The 24,028-nt window shown below is 59.3% G+C and carries 19 protein-coding genes; 12 read left to right on the forward strand and 7 right to left on the reverse strand.

Annotation, left to right across the window (positions count from 1 at the left end; translation table 11 throughout):
* Entirely contained in the window at positions 1–516 is a 516-nt protein-coding gene (locus AAGQ88_RS01730) for a hypothetical protein (RefSeq protein WP_342654285.1), read from the reverse strand.
* A gap of 991 nt (positions 517–1,507) precedes the next feature.
* A complete protein-coding gene (gbcA, locus tag AAGQ88_RS01735) occupies positions 1,508–2,806 on the reverse strand; it encodes a glycine-betaine demethylase subunit GbcA (RefSeq protein WP_342654286.1) in 1,299 nt (432 codons plus the stop codon).
* Between the two features lie 329 nt (positions 2,807–3,135).
* Here gbcA and gbcB point away from each other — a divergent pair, with 329 nt between their 5' ends.
* Positions 3,136–4,236 carry a glycine-betaine demethylase subunit GbcB gene (gene gbcB / locus AAGQ88_RS01740; protein WP_285426432.1) on the forward strand — a complete coding sequence of 367 codons (1,101 nt, stop codon included), beginning with the start codon at positions 3,136–3,138 and terminating at the stop codon, positions 4,234–4,236.
* Between the two features lie 84 nt (positions 4,237–4,320).
* Here the strand turns inward: gbcB and AAGQ88_RS01745 are convergent, their stop codons facing one another.
* The 3 genes from AAGQ88_RS01745 to AAGQ88_RS01755 all read right to left on the reverse strand — a co-directional run bounded on the left by AAGQ88_RS01745 (position 4,321) and on the right by AAGQ88_RS01755 (position 8,939).
* Positions 4,321–5,304: an Abi family protein gene (locus tag AAGQ88_RS01745; RefSeq protein ID WP_342654287.1), complete on the reverse strand. Its 984-nt coding sequence runs from the start codon at positions 5,302–5,304 to the stop codon at positions 4,321–4,323.
* A 209-nt stretch (positions 5,305–5,513) separates the two neighbouring features.
* Entirely contained in the window at positions 5,514–7,139 is a 1,626-nt protein-coding gene (locus AAGQ88_RS01750; RefSeq protein ID WP_285426431.1) for a methyl-accepting chemotaxis protein, read from the reverse strand.
* A 174-nt stretch (positions 7,140–7,313) separates the two neighbouring features.
* Entirely contained in the window at positions 7,314–8,939 is a 1,626-nt protein-coding gene (locus AAGQ88_RS01755; protein WP_342654288.1) for a methyl-accepting chemotaxis protein, read from the reverse strand.
* Between the two features lie 322 nt (positions 8,940–9,261).
* On the opposite strand from AAGQ88_RS01755, the gene AAGQ88_RS01760 reads away from it, so the two are divergent.
* Both AAGQ88_RS01760 and AAGQ88_RS01765 read left to right on the forward strand, forming a co-directional pair.
* Positions 9,262–9,495, forward strand: coding sequence for a hypothetical protein (locus AAGQ88_RS01760; protein ID WP_093468467.1), 234 nt, complete (start codon positions 9,262–9,264; stop codon positions 9,493–9,495).
* Positions 9,492–9,794, forward strand: coding sequence for a cell division protein ZapA (locus AAGQ88_RS01765; RefSeq protein ID WP_285426429.1), 303 nt, complete (start codon positions 9,492–9,494; stop codon positions 9,792–9,794). Before AAGQ88_RS01760 ends, AAGQ88_RS01765 begins: the two co-directional genes overlap by 4 nt.
* Positions 9,795–9,916: 122 nt before the next feature.
* Here AAGQ88_RS01765 and AAGQ88_RS01770 read toward each other — a convergent pair whose 3' ends face one another.
* Positions 9,917–10,957: a low specificity L-threonine aldolase gene (locus AAGQ88_RS01770; RefSeq protein WP_342654289.1), complete on the reverse strand. Its 1,041-nt coding sequence runs from the start codon at positions 10,955–10,957 to the stop codon at positions 9,917–9,919.
* Between the two features lie 99 nt (positions 10,958–11,056).
* On the opposite strand from AAGQ88_RS01770, the gene AAGQ88_RS01775 reads away from it, so the two are divergent.
* On the forward strand, positions 11,057–11,800 hold the full coding sequence (locus AAGQ88_RS01775) for a TraX family protein (RefSeq protein ID WP_342654290.1): 744 nt from the start codon (positions 11,057–11,059) through the stop codon (positions 11,798–11,800).
* A gap of 245 nt (positions 11,801–12,045) precedes the next feature.
* Positions 12,046–13,260: an alanine transaminase gene (alaC, locus tag AAGQ88_RS01780; protein ID WP_342654291.1), complete on the forward strand. Its 1,215-nt coding sequence runs from the start codon at positions 12,046–12,048 to the stop codon at positions 13,258–13,260.
* An 8-nt stretch (positions 13,261–13,268) separates the two neighbouring features.
* Here the strand turns inward: alaC and AAGQ88_RS01785 are convergent, their stop codons facing one another.
* Positions 13,269–14,003 (reverse strand): hypothetical protein, encoded by a 735-nt coding sequence (locus AAGQ88_RS01785; protein ID WP_342654292.1) that lies wholly within the window; start codon positions 14,001–14,003, stop codon positions 13,269–13,271.
* 641 nt (positions 14,004–14,644) lie between these two features.
* Here AAGQ88_RS01785 and glyA point away from each other — a divergent pair.
* The 7 genes from glyA to fdhA all read left to right on the forward strand — a co-directional run bounded on the left by glyA (position 14,645) and on the right by fdhA (position 23,814).
* Positions 14,645–15,898, forward strand: coding sequence for a serine hydroxymethyltransferase (gene glyA, locus AAGQ88_RS01790; RefSeq protein ID WP_285426424.1), 1,254 nt, complete (start codon positions 14,645–14,647; stop codon positions 15,896–15,898).
* Between the two features lie 15 nt (positions 15,899–15,913).
* Positions 15,914–17,164, forward strand: coding sequence for a sarcosine oxidase subunit beta family protein (locus tag AAGQ88_RS01795; protein ID WP_062385335.1), 1,251 nt, complete (start codon positions 15,914–15,916; stop codon positions 17,162–17,164).
* Between the two features lie 13 nt (positions 17,165–17,177).
* On the forward strand, positions 17,178–17,501 hold the full coding sequence (locus AAGQ88_RS01800; protein ID WP_093468492.1) for a sarcosine oxidase subunit delta: 324 nt from the start codon (positions 17,178–17,180) through the stop codon (positions 17,499–17,501).
* On the forward strand, positions 17,498–20,518 hold the full coding sequence (locus AAGQ88_RS01805; protein ID WP_342654293.1) for a sarcosine oxidase subunit alpha: 3,021 nt from the start codon (positions 17,498–17,500) through the stop codon (positions 20,516–20,518). The genes AAGQ88_RS01800 and AAGQ88_RS01805 overlap by 4 nt, the downstream gene beginning before the upstream one ends.
* Positions 20,519–20,679: 161 nt before the next feature.
* The gene (gene soxG, locus AAGQ88_RS01810) at positions 20,680–21,312 is read left to right on the forward strand and encodes a sarcosine oxidase subunit gamma family protein (protein ID WP_285426421.1); all 633 of its coding nucleotides are present in this window, start codon (positions 20,680–20,682) and stop codon (positions 21,310–21,312) included.
* A gap of 224 nt (positions 21,313–21,536) precedes the next feature.
* Positions 21,537–22,394, forward strand: a complete 858-nt coding sequence (gene purU, locus AAGQ88_RS01815) for a formyltetrahydrofolate deformylase (RefSeq protein ID WP_342654294.1) — start codon at positions 21,537–21,539, stop codon at positions 22,392–22,394.
* Between the two features lie 220 nt (positions 22,395–22,614).
* Positions 22,615–23,814: a formaldehyde dehydrogenase, glutathione-independent gene (gene fdhA, locus AAGQ88_RS01820; RefSeq protein WP_285426419.1), complete on the forward strand. Its 1,200-nt coding sequence runs from the start codon at positions 22,615–22,617 to the stop codon at positions 23,812–23,814.
* The last annotated feature ends 214 nt before the right edge of the window (positions 23,815–24,028 follow it).

Consider the following 24,028-nt stretch of genomic DNA (forward strand, 5'->3'; position numbering starts at 1 on the left):
CTAGAAAGATGGCTCTTCTGCCGATGCTGTCTTCAGGCTGGACTCTGCATCGACGATCACCACATCGAACACTTGCTCTATGACTTGGCGCGGGCCCTGTTTCAGGCTCCAGGTGAAAAAGACGAAACATCCGATCAGAAGGGCGAACATTCCGGAACCAATAAGGCTCTGCGCTACCCCTTTCCAGAAGCCGGGTCTGGCCGATCGGATTTCATTGTTGGCTTTCACGGAGTAGAACCTGCGCAGGCCGTCCACTTCTGTCGTTAGCGCTGCCTCAGAAAAATCCCTTACCAGCTTCGCGGCCTGCGTTCTGTAGACCCCCAATTGTGAGAGCCCGTTGCTGATGTCGTGAAAAGGGGCGAGATCATCGTCCTGTGGATCGATGCCGTTTTTTTCTCTGAATGCCTGAATGAATTCTATTTTCTGACGTTTATAGGCTGCATAGGCCAACTGTCCGAGTATGTCGTCCTCGTCAGCGACCAGCTCATTGAAGATGTAGTTGTAGGGCATGTTCATCCCGCGTGATCGCCTTGCCTGAGCCTTCGAGCTGCTGTTCGGAATGCTTGGTCCAGCTCCTCCATGCTCTTGGGCTTGAAGTTGAAGACCCCTGTCAACTCTTCGGGAAGCGGGAAAGCTACTCCCCGTTTACGTTGCGAGAGTCTACTACTCGCTTCAAGAATGACTTCGCGTGAAAAGGAGGTCCATTCGTACATGTGAGAGTCCTGTATGAGTTGCGTAGGTAGTGAGTTTAATAATGAAAAAGGCGCGTGACTGTCAGACGCTTCCGATTCTCCCCCTCATAAAAGCCATCCACATACCCACAATCCCTGTTAGTCCACCTGTGGATAAACTGTTCGCCCATGTCTGAAACCCTTGCAAACCGTGGCTTACATGCGTTTGATCAAAAAACGATCGCTCCATCTGACGCATTTATAACGCTTTTTCTCCACAGCTCCATGTCCCCGAGCGAGATTATTGCCCACAATCTCTGTTAGCGCGTATGTGGATAAGATGTTCGCGATCGGCTGAAGGCCATGTGTCTCGGGGCTTTCGAGAGTATGATCAAATTTTGATCAACTCGACGATTTCCTGACAGATCTGTGTCTTATGCAGAGCGTCGTCAGCGACATAACTGTTTTTCCACAGGCCATGACCTGGTTTCCCGACTTGCACACAATCTCTGTTGGCGGATCTGTGGATAAGGTGTTCGCGATCCTCTGTAGCCCACGTGGATAGCGGCTCTTAAAGGATTGATCAAAATTTAAACAGCCAAGGGAGGATTGTGACTATTCCAATAAGGCACGGTTTTTCTTCACTTTTCGCGCAACGAAAAATCCACTTCCCCACAATTACTGTGCGCGGTGTTGTGGATAAGTTGTTCGTGGATGCTGGCGAGGCGCGGTGGGATTGGAGCGAGGTAGGATTGGTTATAATTTGATCAAAGTTGACAGTGGGAAAAACGCATCGGCCGGGTCCGGCCGATGCGTCAGATCAAGCGGTCGCCAGGTTATTCGTGATTGACTGCTACACCCTTCAAATAGGGCGCAGGCTCGGCACCCATGTTTTCGAGCAGCTTGGCGCTGTACCAGTCGATGAAGTTGACCACACCGAACTCGTAAGTCTTCGAGTACGGGCCAGGCTGGTAGGCGATGGAGTTGATCCCGCGCTGGTTTTCTTCGGCCAGACGACGGTCCTGATCGTTGGTCGCATCCCAGACTTCACGCAGACGCGCGACGTCGTAGTCCACGCCTTCGACAGCGTCTTTGTGCACCAGCCATTTGGTGGTGACCATGGTTTCCTGAGCGCTGATCGGCCACACGGTGAACACGATCACATGGTCGCCCATGCAATGGTTCCAGGAGTGCGGCAGGTGCAGGATGCGCATTGAACCCAGATCCGGGTTCTGGATGCGTCCCATGAGTTTTTTGCTGCCCTGCTTGCCGTCCATGGTCATGGACACCGTGCCTTTGAGCAGCGGCATGCGCACGATGCGGTTGCGCAGGCCGAAGCTCTTGTGGGCGAACGGGATCTTCTCGGCTTCCCACGAGGCTGCCGACGCCGCGACGTGATCCTTGAAGGCCTGATCGGCGCGCGGGTCGGTGACGTCGTCCCACTCCAGCAACGTGTTCAGCAGCTCAGGGTGCGAGCCGTTGCAGTGATAGCACTCGCGGTTGTTTTCCAGCACCAGCTTCCAGTTGGCTTTCTCCATCAAGGTGGTTTGCACCGCCACCTTGGTGTTTTCCATGTCGTACGGTTCCATGTAGTGATTGAGCGTCTGCAGGAACTCGTCGATGGCCGGCGGATTGGCCGCCAGGCTGATGAAGATATAGCCGCCCGACACTTTGCAATGCACAGGCTTGAGGCCGAATTGCTTCATGTCGAAATCGGCGCCCATTTCCGTGCCTGCGTACAGCAGTCGGCCGTCGAGCTCGTAGGTCCACTGGTGGTATGGGCACACCAGCTTGGCGACTTTGCCTTTTTCTTTGGTGCACAGACGTGAGCCGCGATGGCGGCAGACGTTGTGAAACGCGTTGATCGAACCGTCTGGCGCGCGCACGACGAGGATCGGGTTTTTGCCGATTTCCAGCGTCAGGAAGTCGCCCTTGGCCGGAATCTCACTGGTCATGCCGGCGATCAGCCACTCTTTTTGAAAGATTTCCTGCATGTCGATTTCAAACAGCCGGTCATCATTGTAGAAAGGCTGCGGCAGCGAGTAAGTGCGCTCGCGGTTCTGCAGCATCTCGGCGGTTGCCTTGCGTGCGGGTTCCAGCGGATCGCCCAAGCTCAGAGTTGCGGTGACGTCCATCTTTCAAGTCCTCAGGTCGCGTTTTCAACGACCTACGAATGTGGCCAATACGGTTGTGTTGTGTGTCTGGCACGCGAGGCGACGGTGTTTTCTGTCGCTCATGTTTATGTGTAAAAAATGAATAACGATTGACGGCGAGTGTGGAGCCGGGCGCGACGCGAACCTTATCCATGGGCGACATGGCCGAATCCGTTTCCGACTACGCAGCCCCTATAGATCGGGCCTGGTCGCCATAAGTATGTGAATGTCGCTGATAGGTAAATAGGTGGCCCGTGCGTTACGCAGAATCGCCACCATAAGAGGCCAACAGTCGGCCGTGGAGAGTGAGTATGTCCCAGAGTTTCCTCAGCCCGGTCAACACGCAGACCTGGGCCAATGGCCGCCACCTGGTGCGGGTCGTCAAAGTGATCCAGGAAACCTGGGACGTTCGCACCTTCTGCTTCATGGCCGACCAGCCGATCCTGTTCTTTTTCAAGCCAGGGCAGTTCGTCACGCTGGAACTGGAAATCGAAGGCGTGCCGATCATGCGCTCCTACACCATCTCCAGTTCGCCATCAGTGCCCTACAGCTTCTCGATCACCATCAAGCGCGTGCCGGGTGGCAAGGTGTCCAACTGGCTGCACGACACGCTGCACGAAGGTCAGGAACTGGCGGTTCACGGTCCCGTCGGTCTGTTCAACGCCATCGACTTCCCGAATCCGAAGATTCTCTACCTGAGCGGCGGTGTCGGCATTACCCCGGTCATGTCCATGGCACGCTGGTATTACGACACCAACGCCAATGTCGACATGGTGTTCGTGCACAGTTCACGCTCGCCCAAGGACATCATTTACCACCGCGAGCTGGAGCAGATGGCGTCGCGGATCAACAATTTTGCGTTGCACATCGTCTGTGAGAAACATGGGCTGGGCGAGCCGTGGGCGGGTTATCGCGGGTATCTGAATCAGAAGATGCTGGAGCTGATGGCGCCGGATTTCATGGACCGCGAAGTATTCTGCTGCGGCCCGACGCCGTACATGAATGCGGTCAAGCGTTTGCTCGAAGCCAACGGTTTCAACATGGCGCAGTACCACGAAGAATCCTTCGGCGCGACACCGCCTGAGGCTCGCGCCGATGCGGTGGAACATGCCGAGCAGGCAGCCGAAGCGCCCGACATCGACGTTGCCGAGTTGCATCAGGTCGAGTTCACCGACACGGGCAAGAGCATTCGCGTGGCGCCGGGCGAAACCGTCCACGCCGCTGCCGCCAAGCTCGGGCTGATGATTCCGAAAGCCTGCGGTATGGGCATCTGCGGCACCTGCAAAGTGATGAAGCTGAGCGGTGAAGTGGAGATGGAGCACAACGGCGGCATCACCGACGACGACGTGGAAGAAGGCTATATCCTGTCGTGCTGCAGCGTGCCGAAAGGGGACGTGCGGATCGAGTATTGAGGAGATTGGTGGCAAGCGGCTTGCCGGCAGTGGCGATTTCGAACGCGCTGTTGTCTGCAAGCCGAGCGGTTCTACGTTACAGATTTAAGCCCACTGCTCCTGAGCCGCCCAGCCATCCGGGAATCCCATCGACCTCAGCCTTGGGGTGTCCTGATCTTTCAGCAACGTCAGCGCTCGGGCTTTCCACTGGGTGTCCGGGCTGATCAGGTCAGTAAGATAAGCGAGCATGGTCAACACCACGTATAGCCGCTGCGATGGCTGAGGCTGGTTGTGGCAAGCCTTTGCGATGGCCCAGTTTTTCGGCAGTGACGGGCGAACAGGCAACTCTCTGTTCCACAGACGTGAATGGTGCGCGCAACAGTTACGTATGAACGTCAGCGTGTGCAACCACGATTCCAGCACTTCAAACGGCAAATTGAACCGGGATGCGATGGCTTTCTTTTCGCGGCTTCTGGCGATGGCCCTGAACAGCGTCGACACCGTCCCCAAGCTCATTTCTTCAAGCATCGCCCACGCGGGTGGCAGCTGCGGATCGTTATAGGTCGCACCGTAAAAGCGGAAATAGTTATCGCGAGCGCGGTTGTCCATGTGTTGCCGTATCGCTTGCTCTGAAAACCCGCTGCGTTGGTTTCGCGTCAGCCCGCGCTCAAGCTTTCTAGCCTCGTCAGCGAGCTTCTGCCTGAGGGGACGCAACAGTTCATCGTGGGCATAGGAGGAGTGAAATGATTTGGGGTCGGTTATCCAGCCTGAGCCTAATCTGGGACTTAGATGGTTGTTGATGGCTGCCCGGACGGCAACTTCGATTCGTTCAATAGCCTCCATAACGAGGCCGCGCAATGACGAATCGAAGCGATAGACTTCCACGATATCCTTCAAGCTAGTGCCGGGCTTGAAGACATGCGTTGGGCATGTCTTCTGAAACGGGCGCATGTACGGGCTGAGTCGGAACAGCGTGACCACCTCCAGCAAAGACCTCGCCTTGTGGTCGTTCGTGATGCGCAGCCCGCGGTTTTTTAGCAGTTCCAATGGCTGATCGACGCTGAGGGCGGGTTTGTCGAATGGCCTCATGCCTTTTTCTCCAAGCAAAAAAAACCCGCGCGATTTGAGCGTGCTGACCAGGTCAACCTAGGCTTGGCGGGTGTGTTGCGCTGGATTATAGGGGCCTCAGGAGCTCCGTCAACGCCGGTGTTTCAGCAAATTGTAACGGTCGTTTGTCTGATCTCAGAGGGCAGGGATGCCGCGATGAGCAGCATCTCCTTTCTGGATCTGGAACCCATTTACAACCTGAACCGAGCAACCATGCCATTCAAATCCACTGCCAGACGCGACAATTCATTACTGGCTGCGGTGGTCTGGTTAGCGCCAGTCGTTGACTGCGCTGACAAGTCACGGATGTTCACCAGATTGCGATCCACTTCACGAGCGACTTGCGCCTGCTCTTCGGCAGCGCTGGCGATGACCAGGTTGCGCTCGTTGATTTCCACCACGGCGCTGTTAATGGTGTCCAGCGCAAGGCCTGCGCCTTTGGCAATGCTCAGCGTCGATTCGGCGCGCTCGGTGCTGCTGCGCATCGAGTTTACCGCCTGCTCGGTACCGCCCTGAATGCTGCCGATCATGCGTTCGATTTCGCTGGTCGATTGCTGAGTGCGATGGGCCAGCGCGCGAACTTCGTCGGCCACGACCGCAAACCCACGGCCCGCTTCGCCTGCGCGTGCAGCTTCGATGGCAGCGTTGAGCGCCAGCAGGTTGGTCTGATCCGCCAGACCGCGAATCACGTCCAGCACCTTGCCGATGTCGCGGGACTCTTCAGCGAGATTGCCGATCAGCGTCGCCGTGCCTTGCACGTCGCCGCTCATGCGCTCGATGGCGCTGACGGTTTCCTGCACCAGATCGCGGCCATCGCTGGCAGACGTGGTGGCGTTTTTCGACGCTTCCGACGTGCTTACGGCATTGCGTGCGACCTCTTCCACGGCGCTGGTCATCTCGTTGACCGCCGTTGCGGCCTGTTCGATTTCGTTGTTCTGCTGCGACAAGCCGCGCGCGCTCTCGTCGGTGACAGCGTTCAACTCTTCGGCCGCCGACGCCAGCTGAGTCGCCGAGCCGGATATGCGTTGCAGCGTGTCGCGCAGCTTGGACTGCATCTTCAGCATGGCTGCCAGCAGACGACCGGCTTCGTCGGTGCCGTCGACGTGAATGGTGCGCGTCAGGTCGCCTTCAGCGATTTCTTCGGCTGCATTCAGGGCCGAGCCGATAGGGCGAGTGATGCTGTTGGTCAGCAGCCAGGCAAACGCGAACGTCAGGACGGTGGCGACAATCAGCAGCCCCACCACCAGATTGAACGCCGTGTGGTACTGCCCCGACGCCCGCGCGTTGGCGGCATCGGATTCCTTGCTGTTGATCTCCACAAGCTTCGACAGGACGGTATTCATCTTGTCGGAGTTTTCCTGAAGCTCAACGTTGAGCAATTTGGTCAGCTCCTCGATATTGCCGTCGCGACTCAGCGCGCGCATGCGATCTTCCAGCTGCCGGTATTGCACCAGCAGTTGCTGGAACTCTGCGTAATGGGTCTTCTCTTCCTGGCCGATCGGTAGCTTTTCGTAGGTGGCCTGCGCAATACCCATCTGCTGGAAACGCGCTGTCATCGAGTCGAGGGTCTTTTGTTGCACCGCCGGGTCGCGGTTGACCAGCAGGCGGAAGGAGAGCACCCGCAAGCGCACGCTGGTGTCGATCATTTTGTCCAGGCTGCGGATGCTGGGCACCGTATTGCGGGCAATTTCATCGCCTGCTGCCTGAATATTGCTCATCTGGACCAGCGAAAATATGCCGAGAATCAACATCAGTGCAGCGATCAGGGCAAAACTGAAAAACGCACGCGGAGCGATGTTCATGTTGCGCAATGACATGGCGGGACATCCGGAAGTCGGACGCAACCACGCGTCCAGATAAGGAAAGTGAAAGCTAGTTCACTGCCTATCGGTCATAAATCCGGGGGCTTGAATGAAATCGTGATGTTTCGGAATAAATCGCGGGCTGGAACGGCTGCAGCCTCTGAATTGAGTCTGCAGCCTTTAGGGTGTTTACAACCGGAAGCGCGCGACCATTCCGTTCAGATCGACCGCCAGGCGCGACAATTCGTTACTGGCGGCGCTGGTCTGGTTGGCGCCGGTTGCCGACTGAGTCGACAAGTCACGGATGTTCACCAGATTACGATCCACTTCCCGAGCGACTTGTGCCTGCTCTTCGGCAGCGCTGGCGATGACCAGGTTGCGCTCGTTGATTTCCACCACGGCGCTGTTAATGGTGTCCAGCGCAAGGCCTGCGCCTTTGGCGATGCTCAGCGTCGATTCGGCGCGCTCGGTGCTGCTGCGCATCGAGTTTACCGCCTGCTCGGTACCGCCCTGAATGCTGCCGATCATGCGTTCGATTTCGCTGGTCGATTGCTGAGTGCGATGGGCCAGCGCGCGAACCTCGTCGGCCACGACCGCAAACCCACGGCCCGCTTCGCCTGCGCGTGCAGCTTCGATGGCAGCGTTGAGCGCCAGCAGGTTGGTCTGATCCGCCAGGCCGCGAATCACGTCCAGCACCTTGCCGATGTCGCGGGATTCCTCAGCCAGATTGCCGATCAGCGTCGCCGTGCCTTGCACGTCGCCACTCATGCGCTCGATGGCGCTGACGGTTTCCTGCACCAGATCGCGGCCATCGCTGGCAGACATGGTGGCGTTTTTCGACGCTTCCGACGTGCTCACGGCATTGCGTGCGACCTCTTCCACGGCGCTGGTCATCTCGTTGACCGCCGTTGCGGCCTGCTCGATTTCGTTGTTCTGCTGCGACAAGCCGCGCGCGCTCTCGTCGGTGACAGCGTTCAGCTCTTCAGCCGCCGAAGCCAGCTGAGTCGCCGAGCCGGATATGCGTTGCAGCGTGTCGCGCAGCTTGGATTGCATCTTCAGCATGGCTGCCAGCAGACGACCGGCTTCGTCGGTGCCGTCGACATGAATGGTGCGCGTCAGGTCGCCTTCGGCGATTTCTTCGGCTGCATTCAGGGCCGAAGCGATCGGGCGGGTGATGCTGTTGGTCAGCAGCCAGGCGAACAGCAATGTCAACGCAGTAGCGATGATCAGCAGCGTGACGACCATTGTGAAGGCCGTGGAGTACTGCTGCGATGCCTGGCTGTTGGTGTTGTTGAGCTGCTGCGTGTTGATTTCGATCAGTTTGCCCAGCACCACGTTCATCTGATCGGAGTTGGTCTGCAGATCGGCATTGAGCAGCGCCGTCAGCTCGTCGAGCTTGTTGGCGCTGCTCAGCGACTTCATGCGCTCTTCAAGCTGGCGATAGTCGTTGAGCAGTTTGACGTACTGATCGTAAGTCGCCTGCTCGTCGGGCGCGGAAATCAGCTTGATGTAGACCGCGCGCGCGTCGTCGATCTGGCGGTTGCGCATTGCCAGCAGCTCGATGGTTTTCTGCTGGGTGTCAGCGTCGCGGTTGAGCATCAGTCGGTACGACAGCACGCGCAGGCGAATGCTGCCTTCGGTCAGCCTGTCGAGCGCTTTGATGCTTGGCATGCTGTTGGTGGCCATGACCTCGGTCGCGTCGTTGATCTTGCTCATTTGCATCAGGGCGAAGACACCCAGAATGATCATCAGCACGCCGATGATGGAGAAGCCGAGAAACGCGCGAGGCGCGATATTCATATTACGTAGGGACATTACGGTTCCTGGGAAAGCCGCGTTCCGTGCGAGGCGGGGGAGAATAAATGACGAGGATGCACGGCTTATCGGTCGGTCCGTCAGACACTTGAACCCTTTGGTCCATTACTGTGCGCTTATGTCGCAGCCAGGCCAATCTGACGAACAGCAGGAACAAGATGGGCAAAACGCAGTCAATCAGGGCCCTGATGCGTTTGCGGGATTGAAGCGAAACAAGTGCTTTTTTGGTCGGTGTTGCGGCGTAAATGCCCTGATTTCACTGGTAGCTGAAGTGACTTTTCTTTATCGTACGCGCCCTTTGAAATTTGCCTGAGAAATCAAAATGTTGGAAGCATCCCTAAGCCAGTTGGAAAAGCTCGTCGGTGACCTGGTACAGCAGAATCACGACCTGCAGAACACGAACGCGCAGCTTGCCGAAGCGTTGAAACAGGCCAGGGATGACAACGACAGCCTGCAACTGAGTCTGCTGGAGCAGGAAGAGAAACAGGGCGCCACGGCAGCCCGCATTCAGGCGCTGGTTGATCGTGCGACCAGCGTCAGCGCGGTCAACGCATGATCCTGGACAGCGACACCACCAAGGTCATTTCCATCCTCGGCAACGACTACACGATCAAAGCGCCAGAAGGCCAGGAACAGGCCTTGATGGACGCGGTGACGATGCTCAAGTCGGCGCTGTCGGAAACCAAGCGCAGCTATCCGACCCTGATCGGTGATCGCCTGTTGGTGTTGGCCGCACTGAACCTGTGTTCCAAGCAGGTCGAATTGCAGCGCCGACACGCCGAAGAGCTGAGCCGGTATGAAGAGCAGGTCAGTGCGACGGTCGAGGTGATCGAGAAGACCATCGCGCAAGGGTGATGTCTCAGGCGCTCTGCGAACGGTAGGAGCGCGCCTCCCCGCGATGGGCGCGACGCGATTTTCAGATGCACGCGTCATCGTTCATCGCGGGCAAGCGCGCTCCTGCAACGGTGTCGTCCTGATCAGGCTCCCATCACCAACCGGATATCCGCTGCGAGCTCGCGCACGCGTGCTTCTTCAGTGTCCCACGAGCACATGAAGCGCGCGCCGCCGCTGCCGATGAAGGTGTAGAAGCGCCAGCCTCTGGCCGTCAGCGCGGCGATGGCCGCTTGCGAGAGTTGCAGGAACACGCCGTTGGCCTGGACCGGGAACATCAGCTCCACGCCCGGAATATCCTTGACCAGCTCCGCCAGCAATTGCGCGCAACGGTTGGCGTGCCGCGCGTGCTTGAGCCAGGCGTCGTTTTCCAGCAGCCCGACCCACGGCGCTGACAAGAAGCGCATTTTCGACGCCAGCTGGCCGGCCTGCTTGCAGCGATAATCGAAGTCTTCCGCCAGTTTGTGGTTGAAGAACAGAATCGCCTCGCCCACCGCCATGCCGTTCTTGGTGCCGCCGAAGCACAAGACGTCGATGCCGGCTTTCCATGTCAACTCGGCAGGCGTGCAGCCCAGATAGGCGCACGCATTGGCGAAGCGGGCGCCATCCATGTGCAGGTTCAGGCCCAGTTCCTTGCACGTGTCGCTGATGGCTTTCAACTCCTCGGGCAAGTAGACGCTGCCGACTTCCGTCGCTTGCGTCAGCGTCACGACGCGAGGCTTGGGGTAATGGATGTCGGCGCGCTTGAGGGCGACTTCACGAATGGAGTCGGGCGTCAGCTTGCCGTTCTCGCTGCGCGCGGTCAGCAGTTTCGAGCCATTGGAGAAGAACTCCGGCGCGCCGCACTCATCGGTTTCGACGTGAGCGGTTTCCGAACAGATGACGCTGTGATAACTCTGGCACAGTGACGACAACGCCAGCGAGTTGGCAGCGGTGCCGTTGAAGGCGAAGAAGACTTCGCAGTCGGTCTCGAACAACTGACGGAATTGATCGGCCGCGCGCGCTGTCCATTGGTCGTCACCGTAGGCGCGCTGATGACCGTGGTTCGCTTGTTCCATGGCCGCCCAGGCTTCCGGGCAGATTCCCGAATAGTTGTCGCTGGCAAACTGCTGGCTTTGGTCTGACATGGCCGGTTCCCTGTAATCGAAGGCTGCGACTGTAACCAAGAATCATGGGTTTGGTCATGCATTGTTGCGTCAGAAAATTCAGTCAGACAGCGAAGTGAGATGAGCGAAACGAACTCGACGATCAGACCGGTGCGTGACCGCGCGCTGGACTTGCTCAAGTGGCTGGCAATGCTGAGCATGGTGATGGATCACCTGAGGTACGTCGGCTTGCACGTAGACGGGCTGTATGTGCCGGGGCGTCTGGCCTTTCCGTGGTTTTGCCTGGCAATCGCGGTCAATGTCACGCGCAACGCCGTCCGGGACGTTGCGCCAACGGCTCGCTGGAAATATCTGGCGTGGCTTGCAGTGTTTTCACTGCTGGCCGAATTGCCGTACCGGCTTTACATGGCGGACGAGGTCAGTACGCTGAACGTCCTTCCGACTCTGGCATTGGGCCTGGTGGTCGCGCAGGGCGGGCTGAGTCGTTCATGGCCGGCGCGCGCGCTGGGTATCGTGGCGCTGGTCATCGGCGTTACGTGTGGTTCGCAATTGATGTTCGGCGCATATGGCGTGTTGTTGCCCGCGGCATTTGCGCTGGCGTTGCGACGTTCGTTGTGGCTGGCGATCGTGCCGGGCGTTGTCTGCCTGCTGAGCAACGAGTGGCCGAAAATCATCGACGGGATGTTGTGGGGCGATCCGATTTCAATCGGCGCCTTGATCGCCTGCCTGCTCGCGCCATTGGCCGGACTGGCGCTGTTGCGCTGGCGCCCTGGGTTCAGTGTCTGGCCGATGCGGCGTTGGGCGTATCTGATTTATCCGGGGCATTTTTTTCTCTTGTTCGGTTTGCGACAGATTTTCGCCTGACGCACGACCCCTGCAGGAGCGCGCTTGCCCGCGAATGCGGTGTGTCAGACACCATTGATGTCTTGATCCTGCGCATCGCGGGCAAGCGCGCTCGTACAGGTCCGGCAGCGATTCACCGTTTGTTGCAGGGCACCGACATCCCTGTAGACAAACCGCCATCAGCGCATTTATCTTCCGCACCAGGCCACCGCAGTGGCCAGCGTCGCTCGGACGGTTCCGGGCGCTTACGTCTTCTAGAGGCCTCCATGGCAGACCAAGGTTCGCCGCGCCGTTTTGCGCGCATCGATCGACTCCCCCCTTACGTGTTCAACATCACCGCCGAGCTGAAAATGGCCGCTCGACGTCGTGGTGAGGACATCATCGACCTGAGCATGGGCAACCCCGATGGGGCAACGCCGCCGCACATCGTCGAAAAGCTGGTCACCGTCGCCCAACGTGAAGACACTCACGGCTACTCGACTTCGCGTGGCATTCCGCGTCTGCGTCGGGCGATCTCCAGCTGGTACAAAACGCGTTACGAGGTCGACATCGACCCGGAATCCGAAGCCATCGTCACCATCGGTTCCAAGGAAGGCCTGGCGCATCTGATGCTCGCCACGCTGGATCAGGGCGATACGGTGCTGGTGCCCAATCCCAGCTACCCGATTCATATCTACGGCGCGGTCATCGCCGGTGCTCAAGTGCGTTCGGTACCGCTGATTCCGGGCGTGGACTTTTTCGCCGAGCTGGAAAAGGCCATTCGTGGCTCGATTCCCAAGCCGAAGATGATGATTCTGGGCTTCCCGTCCAATCCGACCGCGCAGTGCGTGGAACTGGATTTCTTCGAGCGCGTGGTGGCGCTGGCCAAGCAGTACGACGTGCTGGTGGTGCACGATCTGGCCTACGCCGACATCGTCTACGACGGCTGGAAAGCCCCTTCAATCATGCAGGTGCCAGGCGCCAAGGACATCGCGGTGGAATTTTTCACCCTGTCCAAGAGCTACAACATGGCGGGCTGGCGCATCGGTTTCATGGTCGGCAATCCCGAGCTGGTCAACGCCCTGGCGCGGATCAAGAGCTACCACGACTACGGCACCTTCACCCCGCTGCAAGTGGCCGCTATCGCTGCGCTGGAAGGCGACCAGCAATGCGTGCTGGACATCGCCGAGCACTATCGCCAGCGCCGCAATGTGCTGGTGAAAGGCTTGCATGAGCTGGGCTGGATGGTCGAGAACCCGAAAGCGTCGATGTACGTCTGGGCCAAGATTCCCGAGGCGTACGCCCACCTGGGTTCGCTGGAATTCGCCAAGAAGATGCTGCTCGAGGCCAAGGTCTGCGTGTCGCCGGGCGTCGGTTTTGGCGAGTACGGCGACGATCACGTACGTTTCGCGCTGATCGAAAACCAGGACCGCATCCGCCAGGCGGTCCGCGGTATTCGCGGGATGTTCCGCTCTGATGGCTTGATTACTCCGAGAGCCTGACCGCCCCTTCAGCAGCCAGGGTCGCGGCTGGACCCTGGCGCTGCTGGCAGTGCGATGTGCCTGATTATCGGGTTGTGGGGTGGTTGTGATCGGGTTGTGATGCCATACACAATCGAAAGCTCATCAGAGCCGTTCTCCACATAATAGTCCCCCGGTACTGCACACCGTATTGCTTCAATTTCCGACACCGTCGTAGAGTAACTTCGCCCTTCAACGGTACGAATGTTTACGGCTACTTTCCGATCGTCAGACACCCTCAAAGTCCGATCCATAACGATGTCTTCTTCAGTCTGACTCAGATATAACGTCGAACCTTTGGGCAGTGACAGCGCAATATCCGACTCAACGGCATCCGGCGCTGCGACAGTCGGTATTTCCCAAAGATATATTTCGGCCACCGCCGCTCCTTCTTCATAGGACAGGATTTTGAAGATCAAGGAGTGAAAGGCATCGTTCTGATAGATGATGTCGTGTGGACCTGCATAGAGCCTGGCATCGACCGCAGTCACAGTTCCCGATAGCGTTTCTTCGGTGTCTGCGAAGTGCACCGTAATAAGAGCATCCGAGGTGGGAAGTTCCTGCACTGTTCTCAGTTTGACGAAACCCTGAATATCCAGATCATGGAACACGCCCTGAGCGAGAAAGAGCAGTGGATCGACAGCGGTTACCTGAGCAGAGCGGCGAGCGTTTAAAGATCTCCAGCGTTCGGGTGTAAGCACACGTGATTTTGCCACGATATTCATATCGGACTCCTTCCAGGATTGATGTGTACGCGGTCCTTCAGTGCTGAAAGTATCACCAAGGTGTTTGCGCGAATACTGTCAGTTTTGACAGTGCTCACGCCCTTGGTTGGAAACGTCGATGCAGTTCTAAAAGGCAGTCTCCGGGAGTGAACCCGGCCCCATCGCGCAGGCCGTGCGAGGTATCAGGGCCTATTCAGCGCTGAGGGACCGTTGCCAGCCAAACAGGTCTGAATGCGACATTGATTCACCAGACATCCCCGGCATTGACCGGGGATTTTTCTTTGCACGATCTGCCCCTGCCCGGAGGGCGTATCAGTCCGTCTTGCCGACGATTGGCGGCGAAGCAGTCATGAAATCAGACAGCCTGATCTCGCTGGCACCCCGCGTCGCAGCAGCTTGCTGCCGGTTCCCGGCAGATCGCCGGCAAGCCCGACTCCCATGGCGTCGGCCAGAATCAAGGCCGTAACCACGTCGGCTGCGTCTGTCTTCAAGTACGGGTTCGAATCCATGTCGTAAACGCGCCTTTGCGTGGCGTGCGTAGGCATCTAGCCTCCCTGCGTCAGCCCTACCATCGCTTCCAAAGGGCAGTCCACACGCCCTATCGATAATTCAGGCGCCGCGCCGCCGCTGGGAGAACCGCGATGTTCAGCAAGCAAGACCAGATCCAGGGTTATGACGATGCACTGTTGGCGGCGATGAATGCCGAAGAGCAGCGTCAGGAAGATCACATCGAGCTGATCGCCTCGGAGAACTACACCAGCAAGCGCGTCATGCAAGCTCAGGGCAGCGGCCTGACCAACAAATACGCCGAAGGCTATCCGGGCAAGCGCTACTACGGCGGCTGCGAGCACGTCGACAAGGTCGAGCAACTGGCCATCGACCGTGCCAAGCAACTGTTCGGCGCTGATTACGCCAACGTTCAGCCACACTCCGGTTCGTCGGCCAACAGCGCCGTTTACCTGGCCTTGCTGCAGGCCGGCGACACCATTCTGGGCATGAGTCTGGCCCACGGCGGTCACCTGACCCACGGCGCGAAAGTGTCGTCTTCGGGCAAGCTCTACAACGCCGTTCAATACGGCATCGACACCACCACCGGCCTGATCGACTACGACGAAGTCGAACGCCTGGCCGTCGAGCACAAGCCGAAAATGATCGTCGCCGGTTTCTCGGCTTATTCGAAAACCCTGGATTTCCCGCGCTTCCGTCAGATCGCCGACAAGGTGGGCGCGCTACTCTTCGTCGACATGGCCCACGTCGCAGGTCTGGTGGCGGCTGGTTTGTACCCCAATCCTCTTCCGTACGCTGACGTTGTCACCACCACCACGCACAAAACCCTGCGCGGCCCTCGCGGTGGCCTGATCCTGGCGAAGTCCAACGAGGAGATCGAGAAAAAGCTCAACTCTGCCGTGTTCCCGGGCGCTCAAGGCGGCCCGCTGATGCACGTCATCGCCGGCAAGGCGGTGTGCTTCAAAGAAGCCATGGAGCCTGGCTTCAAGGCTTATCAGCAGCAGGTGATCGACAACGCTCAGGCGATGGCGCAAGTGTTCATCGATCGGGGGTACGACGTGGTCTCCGGCGGTACCGACAACCACTTGTTCCTGGTCAGCCTGATCCGTCAGGGCCTCACCGGTAAAGACGCGGACGCTGCGCTCGGCCGCGCCCACATCACGGTGAACAAGAACGCCGTTCCGAACGATCCACAGTCGCCATTCGTGACCTCGGGCCTGCGCATCGGCACCCCGGCGGTCACCACCCGCGGCTTCAAAGTGACCCAATGCATCACGCTGGCTGGCTGGATCTGCGACATTCTCGACAACCTCGGCGATGCCGATGTCGAGGCCAATGTTGCCGGTCAGGTCGCCGCGCTGTGCGCCGATTTCCCGGTTTACCGCTGAGTCAGGAGTAGCACCATGCAACATTACTCAGGCTTCGGCCTCTTCAAACACTCCCTCAGCCACCACGAAAACTGGCAGCGCATGTGGCGCACGCCGACCCCGAAAAAGGTCTACGACGTGGTCATCGTTGGCGGTGGCGGTCACGGTCTGGCGACCGCGTACTACCTGGCCAAGGAGCACGGCATTACCAACGTGGCCGTGGTCGAAAAAGGCTGGCTGGGCGGCGGCAATACTGCCCGAAACACGACAATCGTGCGTTCCAACTACCTGTGGGATGAATCCGCGCATCTGTACGAACACGCGATGAAACTGTGGGAAGGCCTGTCCCAGGACCTGAACTACAACGTGATGTTCTCCCAGCGCGGCGTGTACAACCTGTGCCACACCCTTCAAGACATGCGCGATTCCGAGCGCCGCGTCAGCGCCAACCGCTTGAACGGTGTTGACGGCGAGCTGCTCAACGGCAAACAGGTGGCCGAAGAAATTCCGTACCTGGACTGCTCGAAGAACACCCGCTACCCGATCATCGGCGCGACCGTTCAACGTCGCGGCGGTGTCGCGCGTCACGACGCCGTGGCCTGGGGCTTTGCCCGTGCCGCCGACGCGTTGGGCGTAGACCTGATTCAACAGACTGAAGTGACTGGTTTTCGTAAAGAGAACGGCGTGTGCATCGGCGTCGAAACCAATAAAGGCTTCATCGGCGCCAAGCGCGTCGGCGTGGTGACCGCCGGTAACTCCGGTCACATGGCCAAGCTCGCGGGCTTCCGTCTGCCGGTCGAATCTCACCCGTTGCAGGCGCTGGTGTCCGAGCCGATCAAGCCGATTATCGACAGCGTGATCATGTCCAACGCCGTTCACGGCTACATCAGCCAGTCCGACAAGGGCGACCTGGTGATCGGCGCCGGTATCGACGGCTGGGTTGGCTACGGTCAGCGCGGCTCGTACCCGGTGATCGAGCACACCATCCAGGCCATCGTGGAGATGTTCCCGGTGCTGTCGCGCGTGCGCATGAACCGTCAGTGGGGCGGCATCGTCGACACCACGCCGGACGCTTGCCCGATCATTTCCAAAACGCCTGTGCCGAACATGTTCTTCAACTGCGGTTGGGGCACCGGTGGCTTCAAGGCCACTCCGGGTTCGGGCAACGTGTTCGCTGCCAGCCTAGCGAAAGGCGAAATGCACCCGCTGGCCAAACCTTTTTCCATCGACCGTTTCCACAACGGCGCCCTCATTGACGAACACGGCGCTGCCGCTGTCGCCCACTAACAGGAGAAATCCCATGTTGCATATCTTCTGTCCTCACTGTGGCGAACTGCGCTCCGAAGAGGAATTCCACGCGTCCGGCCAGGCTCACATCCCGCGTCCACTGGATCCGGCTGCCTGCACGGACGAGCAGTGGGGCGATTACATGTTCTTCCGCGATAACTCGCGCGGCCTGCACCACGAGCTGTGGATTCATGCCGCGGGTTGCCGCCAGTACTTCAACGCCACGCGTAACACCATGACGTACGAAATTGTCGAAACCTATCCGATTGGCACCCAGCCTCAGTTCAAAGAAACGCCGGCGTCTGCAATCAAGAACACGCAGGGAGATCAGGTATGAGCCAGTCCAATCGCCTGCCTAACGGCGGCCGCATCGACCGCAGCAAAGTCCTGAACTTCAACTTCAACGGCCAGACCTATCAAGGCTTTGAAGGCGATACCCTGGCTGCTGCGTTGCTCGCCAACGGCGTCGACATCATCGGCCGCAGCTTCAAGTACTCGCGTCCTCGCGGCATCTTCGCCGCCGGTTCCGAAGAGCCGAACGCCGTCCTGCAGATCGGCGCGACCGAAGCCACTCAGATCCCCAACGTGCGTGCCACGCAACAGGCGCTGTACTCGGGCCTCGTCGCCACCAGCACCAATGGCTGGCCGAGCGTGAACACCGACATGATGGGGATTCTCGGCAAGGTCGGCGGCAAGCTGATGCCGCCGGGCTTCTACTACAAAACCTTCATGTATCCGCAGTCCTTCTGGATGACGTACGAGAAGTACATCCGCAAGGCTGCCGGTCTGGGTCGCTCGCCGACTGAAAACGATCCGGACACTTACGACGCCATGAACCGGCACTGCGATGTGCTCGTGGTCGGTGCAGGCCCGGCAGGCCTGGCGGCTGCACTGGCTGCTGCGCGCAGCGGTGCTCGCGTTATCGTCGCAGACGAACAGGAAGAATTCGGCGGCAGCCTGCTCGATTCCCGCGAGAGTCTGGACGGCAAGCCTGCGGCGGAGTGGATTGCCACGGTCGTTACCGAACTCAAAAGCCTGGCTAACGTGACGCTGCTGCCACGCGCGACCGTGAACGGCTATCACGATCACAACTTCCTGACGATTCACGAGCGTCTGACCGATCACCTCGGCGATCGCGCGCCTATCGGCCAGGTGCGTCAGCGCATGCACCGCGTTCGCGCCAAGCGCGTCGTGCTGGCGACCGGTACGCATGAACGTCCGCTGGTTTACGGCAATAACGATGTGCCGGGCAACATGCTCGCCGGCGCGATTTCCACCTATGTTCGTCGTTATGGCGTGGCACCTGGCAAGAAGCTCGTGCTGTCGACCAACAACGATTACGCCTACCGCGTCGCGCTGGACTGGCTTGACGCCGGTCTGCAGGTCGTCGCCGTTGCCGACGTGCGCCACAACCCTCGTGGCGCGCTGGTTGAAGAGGCGCGCGCCAAAGGCATCCGCATTCTGACTGGCAGCGCTGTGATCGAAGCGCGCGGCAGCAAGCGCGTCAGCGGTGCCCGCGTTGCGGCAATCGACGTCAAGGCGCACAAAGTCACCAGTCCCGGCGAATGGCTGGACTGCGACCTGATCGGCAGCTCCGGCGGTTACAGCCCGATCGTTCACCTGGCATCCCACCTGGGCGGCAAGCCAGTCTGGCGTGAAGACATTCTCGGTTTCGTGCCGGGCGAAGCGCCTCAGAAGCGTGTCTGCGTGGGTGGCGTCAACGGCGTTTATGCACTGGGCGACGCGCTGGCCGACGGTTTCGAAGGCGGCGTGCGCGCAGCCAGCGAAGCGGGCTTCCAGCCTGTCGAAGGCGTGATTCCCAAAGCCTTGAGCCGCGTTGAAGAGCCAACCCTGGCTATGTTCCAGGTGCCCCACGAGAAAGGCACCTCGCGGGCGCCGAAGCAATTCGTCGACCTGCAGAACGACGTCACCGCAGCCGCCATCGAACTGGCGACCCGCGAAGGTTTCGAGTCGGTCGAGCACGTCAAACGCTACACCGCACTGGGCTTCGGCACCGATCAAGGCAAGTTGGGCAACGTCAACGGTCTGGCCATTGCGGCCCGCTCGCTGAACGTCTCGATCCCCGAGATGGGCACCACCATGTTCCGTCCCAACTACACGCCGGTCACCTTCGGTGCGGTAGCCGGACGTCACTGTGGGCACATTTTCGAGCCGGTGCGCTTCACCGCGCTGCACGCCTGGCACGTCAAGAACGGTGCCGAATTCGAAGACGTCGGTCAATGGAAACGCCCTTGGTATTTCCCCAAAGCCGGTGAAGACATCCACGCGGCCGTACGCCGCGAATGTAAAGCCGTGCGCGACAGCGTTGGCCTGCTGGACGCCTCGACGTTGGGCAAGATCGACATTCAGGGCCCGGATGCGCGCGAGTTCCTCAACCGCATCTACACCAACGCCTGGACCAAGCTCGACGTGGGCAAGGCCCGTTACGGCCTGATGTGCAAGGAAGACGGTATGGTCTTCGACGACGGCGTGACTGCCTGCGTCGCCGACAACCACTTCATCATGACCACCACCACGGGCGGTGCTGCACGCGTCCTGCAATGGCTGGAAATCTATCAGCAGACCGAGTGGCCGGACCTGAAGGTGTATTTCACCTCCGTGACCGACCACTACGCGACCCTGACGCTGTCGGGTCCTAACAGTCGCAAGCTGCTCAGCGAAGTGACCGACATCGACCTGGGCCGTGAAGCGTTCCCGTTCATGACCTGGAAAGAAGGTCTCGTCGGTGGCGTACCGGCTCGTGTGTTCCGGATTTCGTTTACCGGTGAGCTTTCCTACGAAGTAAACATCCAGGCTGACTACGCGATGGGTGTTCTGGAAAAAATCGCCGAAGCGGGCAAGAAGTACAACCTGACTCCTTACGGCACTGAAACCATGCACGTCCTGCGGGCCGAGAAGGGCTTCATCATCGTCGGTCAGGACACCGACGGCTCGATGACCCCGGACGACCTGAACATGGGCTGGTGTGTCGGTCGTACCAAGCCGTTTTCGTGGATCGGCCAGCGTGGCATGAGTCGCGAAGATTGCGTGCGCGAAGACCGCAAGCAGTTGGTGGGCCTCAAGCCTGTCGACCCGAACAAGTGGCTGCCGGAAGGGGCGCAACTGGTATTCGATCCGAAGCAATCGATCCCGATGACGATGGTTGGCCACGTGACGTCTAGCTACGCCGCGAATTCACTGGGTTATTCGTTCGCCATGGGTGTGGTCAAAGGCGGCCTGAAACGCATGGGTGAGCGCGTGTTCTCGCCGCAGGCAGATGGCTCCGTGATCGAGGCGGAGATCGTTTCCTCGGTGTTCTTCGATCCGAAGGGTGACCGGCAGAACGTGGAGTAATTTCCCTGTATTGCGCTGCTTCCTGTGTAGGAGCGTGGCTTGTCCCGCGATGCGATTAACGCGTCGCCATCGCGGTGACCTGCAGACTGCTATCGCGGGACAAGCCACGCTCCTACAAGGTTCGCGTTCACTGAAATAACAGAATTCAAAACAGGTGCTCTATGACCACAGCCAACGTTTACCAACAGCGGCCAACGACCGACGTCAAAGTCGAGTCGCCGCTGTTCCATGCCGACCTCAAAAGCCTGGTCGGCAAAGGCCGCACCAATCCGGGTGTGGTGCTGCGCGAGAAAAAACTGCTGGGCCATCTGACCTTGCGTGGTGATGCCCATGATCCAGCGTTCGCCGCTGGCGTCCACAAAGCGCTGGGCATGGAACTGCCGGGCGCCCTGGCGCTGGTGACCAGTGGCGACAGCTCGATCCAGTGGATGGGCCCGGATGAGTGGCTGCTGATCGTGCCGACTGGCGAAGAATTCGCCGCCGAACAGAAATTGCGTGAAGCGCTGGCGGGCCTGCACATCCAGGTGGTCAATGTCAGCGGCGGTCAATCGCTGCTGGAGCTGACCGGCCCGAACGTGCGCGATGTGCTGATGAAATCCACCAGCTACGACGTGCACCCGAGCAACTTCCCGGTGGGCAAGGCCGTTGGCACTGTGTTCGCCAAATCGCAGCTGGTGATCCGCCGCACGGGTGAAGAGACCTGGGAACTGGTGATCCGCCGCAGCTTCGCCGACTACTGGTGGCTGTGGCTGCAGGACGCGAGCGCCGAGTACGGCCTCGGGATCGCAGCCTGATTCGATCTTGAATACGCCTCCGACTGCTTCTGGCCGGAGGCCGTAGGAGCTTGGCTTGCCAGCGATCGGCTGCGAAGCAGTCGTAAATCCAGACGACACATTCCTTCAGAAAGAATACGTCGGCTGATTTTGCTGGCGCTTCGCGCCAGATCGCTGGCAAGCCGAGCTCCTACGCCTCCGGCAGAAGCAGTTCGCGTTGTAGACAAAAAGAGGAGCCACACCCCATGAGCCGCGCCCCGGATACCTGGATTCTGACTGCCGATTGCCCCAGCGTGCTGGGCACGGTGGACGCGGTGACCCGCTTTTTATTCGAGCAGGGCTGCTACGTCACCGAGCACCATTCATTCGATGACCGGCTGTCGAGTCGTTTTTTCATTCGCGTTGAATTTCGTCAGCCCGATGGCTTCGATGAAGCCTCGTTTCGCGCAGGTCTTGCCGAGCGAGGTGAAGCCTTCGGCATGATGTTCGAGCTGACAGCGCCGAACTACCGGCCCAAAGTCGTGATCATGGTTTCGAAAGCTGATCACTGCCTGAACGATCTGCTCTACCGTCAGCGCATCAATCAGCTGTCGATGGACGTAGTCGCGGTCGTCTCCAACCACCCGGATCTCGAACCGCTGGCGCGCTGGCACGACATTCCCTACCACCATTTCCCTTTGGACCCTAATGACAAGCCGGCGCAGGAAGCGAAGGTCTGGCAGGTGATCGAGGAGTCCGGCGCCGAACTGGTCGTGCTTGCCCGCTACATGCAAGTGCTGTCGCCAGAGCTGTGTCGCAAGCTCGACGGCAAGGCGATCAACATCCATCACTCGCTGCTGCCGGGCTTCAAAGGCGCCAAGCCCTACCATCAGGCTTACAACAAGGGCGTGAAGCTGGTGGGCGCTACGGCGCACTACATCAACAACGATCTGGACGAGGGCCCGATCATCGCGCAAGGGGTCGAGGTGGTGGATCACAGTCACTATCCCGAAGACCTCATTGCCAAGGGCCGCGACATCGAAGGCCTGACCCTGGCGCGGGCGGTGGGCTATCACATTGAACGGCGTGTGTTCCTCAACGCCAACAGGACAGTCGTTCTGTGACAACGGCCGCTTCGCGGATCGCGATCAAGCTCACGCCTACAGATCCCGCGATCACCTGTAGGGGGTTAGCTTGCTCGCGACAGCGGGGGTAAAGGCGACACAGAAATCACGGCAATACGCACAATCAACCCAGAGCAACCATTGCGTTGCAGCAACACCCAAGCAACGCATTCTCCGCTACACAGCTGTATCCATAACAACAATTCAGCGAGGTGAAAGCATGTCTGGTAATCGTGGCGTCGTGTATCTCGGCGCAGGCAAGGTCGAAGTACAGAAAATCGACTACCCCAAAATGCAGGACCCACGCGGCAAGAAGATCGAGCACGGGGTCATTCTGCGCGTGGTATCCACCAACATCTGCGGCTCGGACCAACACATGGTTCGCGGCCGCACCACCGCCCAGGTCGGCCTGGTGCTCGGCCATGAGATCACAGGTGAAGTGGTCGAGAAGGGCAGCGATGTCGAAAACCTGAAGATCGGCGATCTGGTGTCCGTTCCGTTCAACGTTGCCTGCGGCCGCTGCCGGTCCTGCAAAGAGCAACACACTGGCGTGTGCCTGACCGTCAACCCGGCCCGCGCCGGTGGAGCGTACGGCTATGTCGACATGGGCGACTGGACCGGCGGCCAGGCCGAATTCGTACTGGTGCCATACGCCGATTTCAACCTGCTCAAACTGCCGGATCGCGACAAGGCCATGTCCAAGATTCGCGACCTGACCTGTCTCTCGGACATCCTGCCAACCGGCTACCACGGCGCCGTCACCGCTGGCGTCGGCCCCGGCAGCTCGGTGTACATCGCGGGCGCAGGTCCCGTCGGTCTGGCTGCAGCAGCCTCGGCGCGTTTGTTGGGCGCTGCGGTGGTGATCGTCGGCGACGTCAACCCGGTGCGTCTGGCGCACGCCAAAGCTCAGGGCTTCGAGATCGCCGACCTGTCCAAAGACACGCCGCTGCATGAGCAGATCGCCGCCCTGCTCGGCGAGCCGGAAGTCGATTGTGCCGTTGACGCCGTGGGCTTCGAAGCGCGTGGCCACGGTCACGCAGGTGCCAAGGCCGAAGCCCCGGCCACGGTGCTCAACTCGCTGATGGGTGTCGTGCGCGTGGCAGGCAAGATCGGTATTCCCGGCTTGTATGTCACTGAAGATCCGGGCGCCGTCGACGCCGCTGCAAAAATGGGCAGCCTGAGCATCCGCTTCGGCCTGGGCTGGGCGAAATCCCACAGCTTCCATACCGGCCAGACGCCGGTCATGAAGTACAACCGTCAACTGATGCAGGCCATCATGTGGGACCGTATCAACATCGCCGATGTTGTGGGCGTGGAAGTCATCAGCCTCGACGACGCCCCACGCGGCTACGGCGAGTTTGATGCAGGCGTGCCGAAGAAATTCGTGATCGATCCGCACAAGCTTTTCAGCGCGGCATAAGTCGATCGGGAACAGTGAAAAAGGCGACCTCCGGGTCGCTTTTTTTGCGGCTGATGTAGGGATTATGACCCTGATGCGTAGGGCAATTCTGTAATTCAAAGCGGAAAATTTGAATTCCTTTCCGGCTTGTTTCTACCGCTAGTTTCACATGTTATTTGTCCGGCCCGATTTTTTCTGGCTGTGGGTAATACATGTTTATCGGGTTGGTAAAAGC

This window comes from Pseudomonas sp. F3-2 (genome assembly GCF_038804275.1).
Taxonomy (GTDB): Bacteria; Pseudomonadota; Gammaproteobacteria; order Pseudomonadales; family Pseudomonadaceae; genus Aquipseudomonas.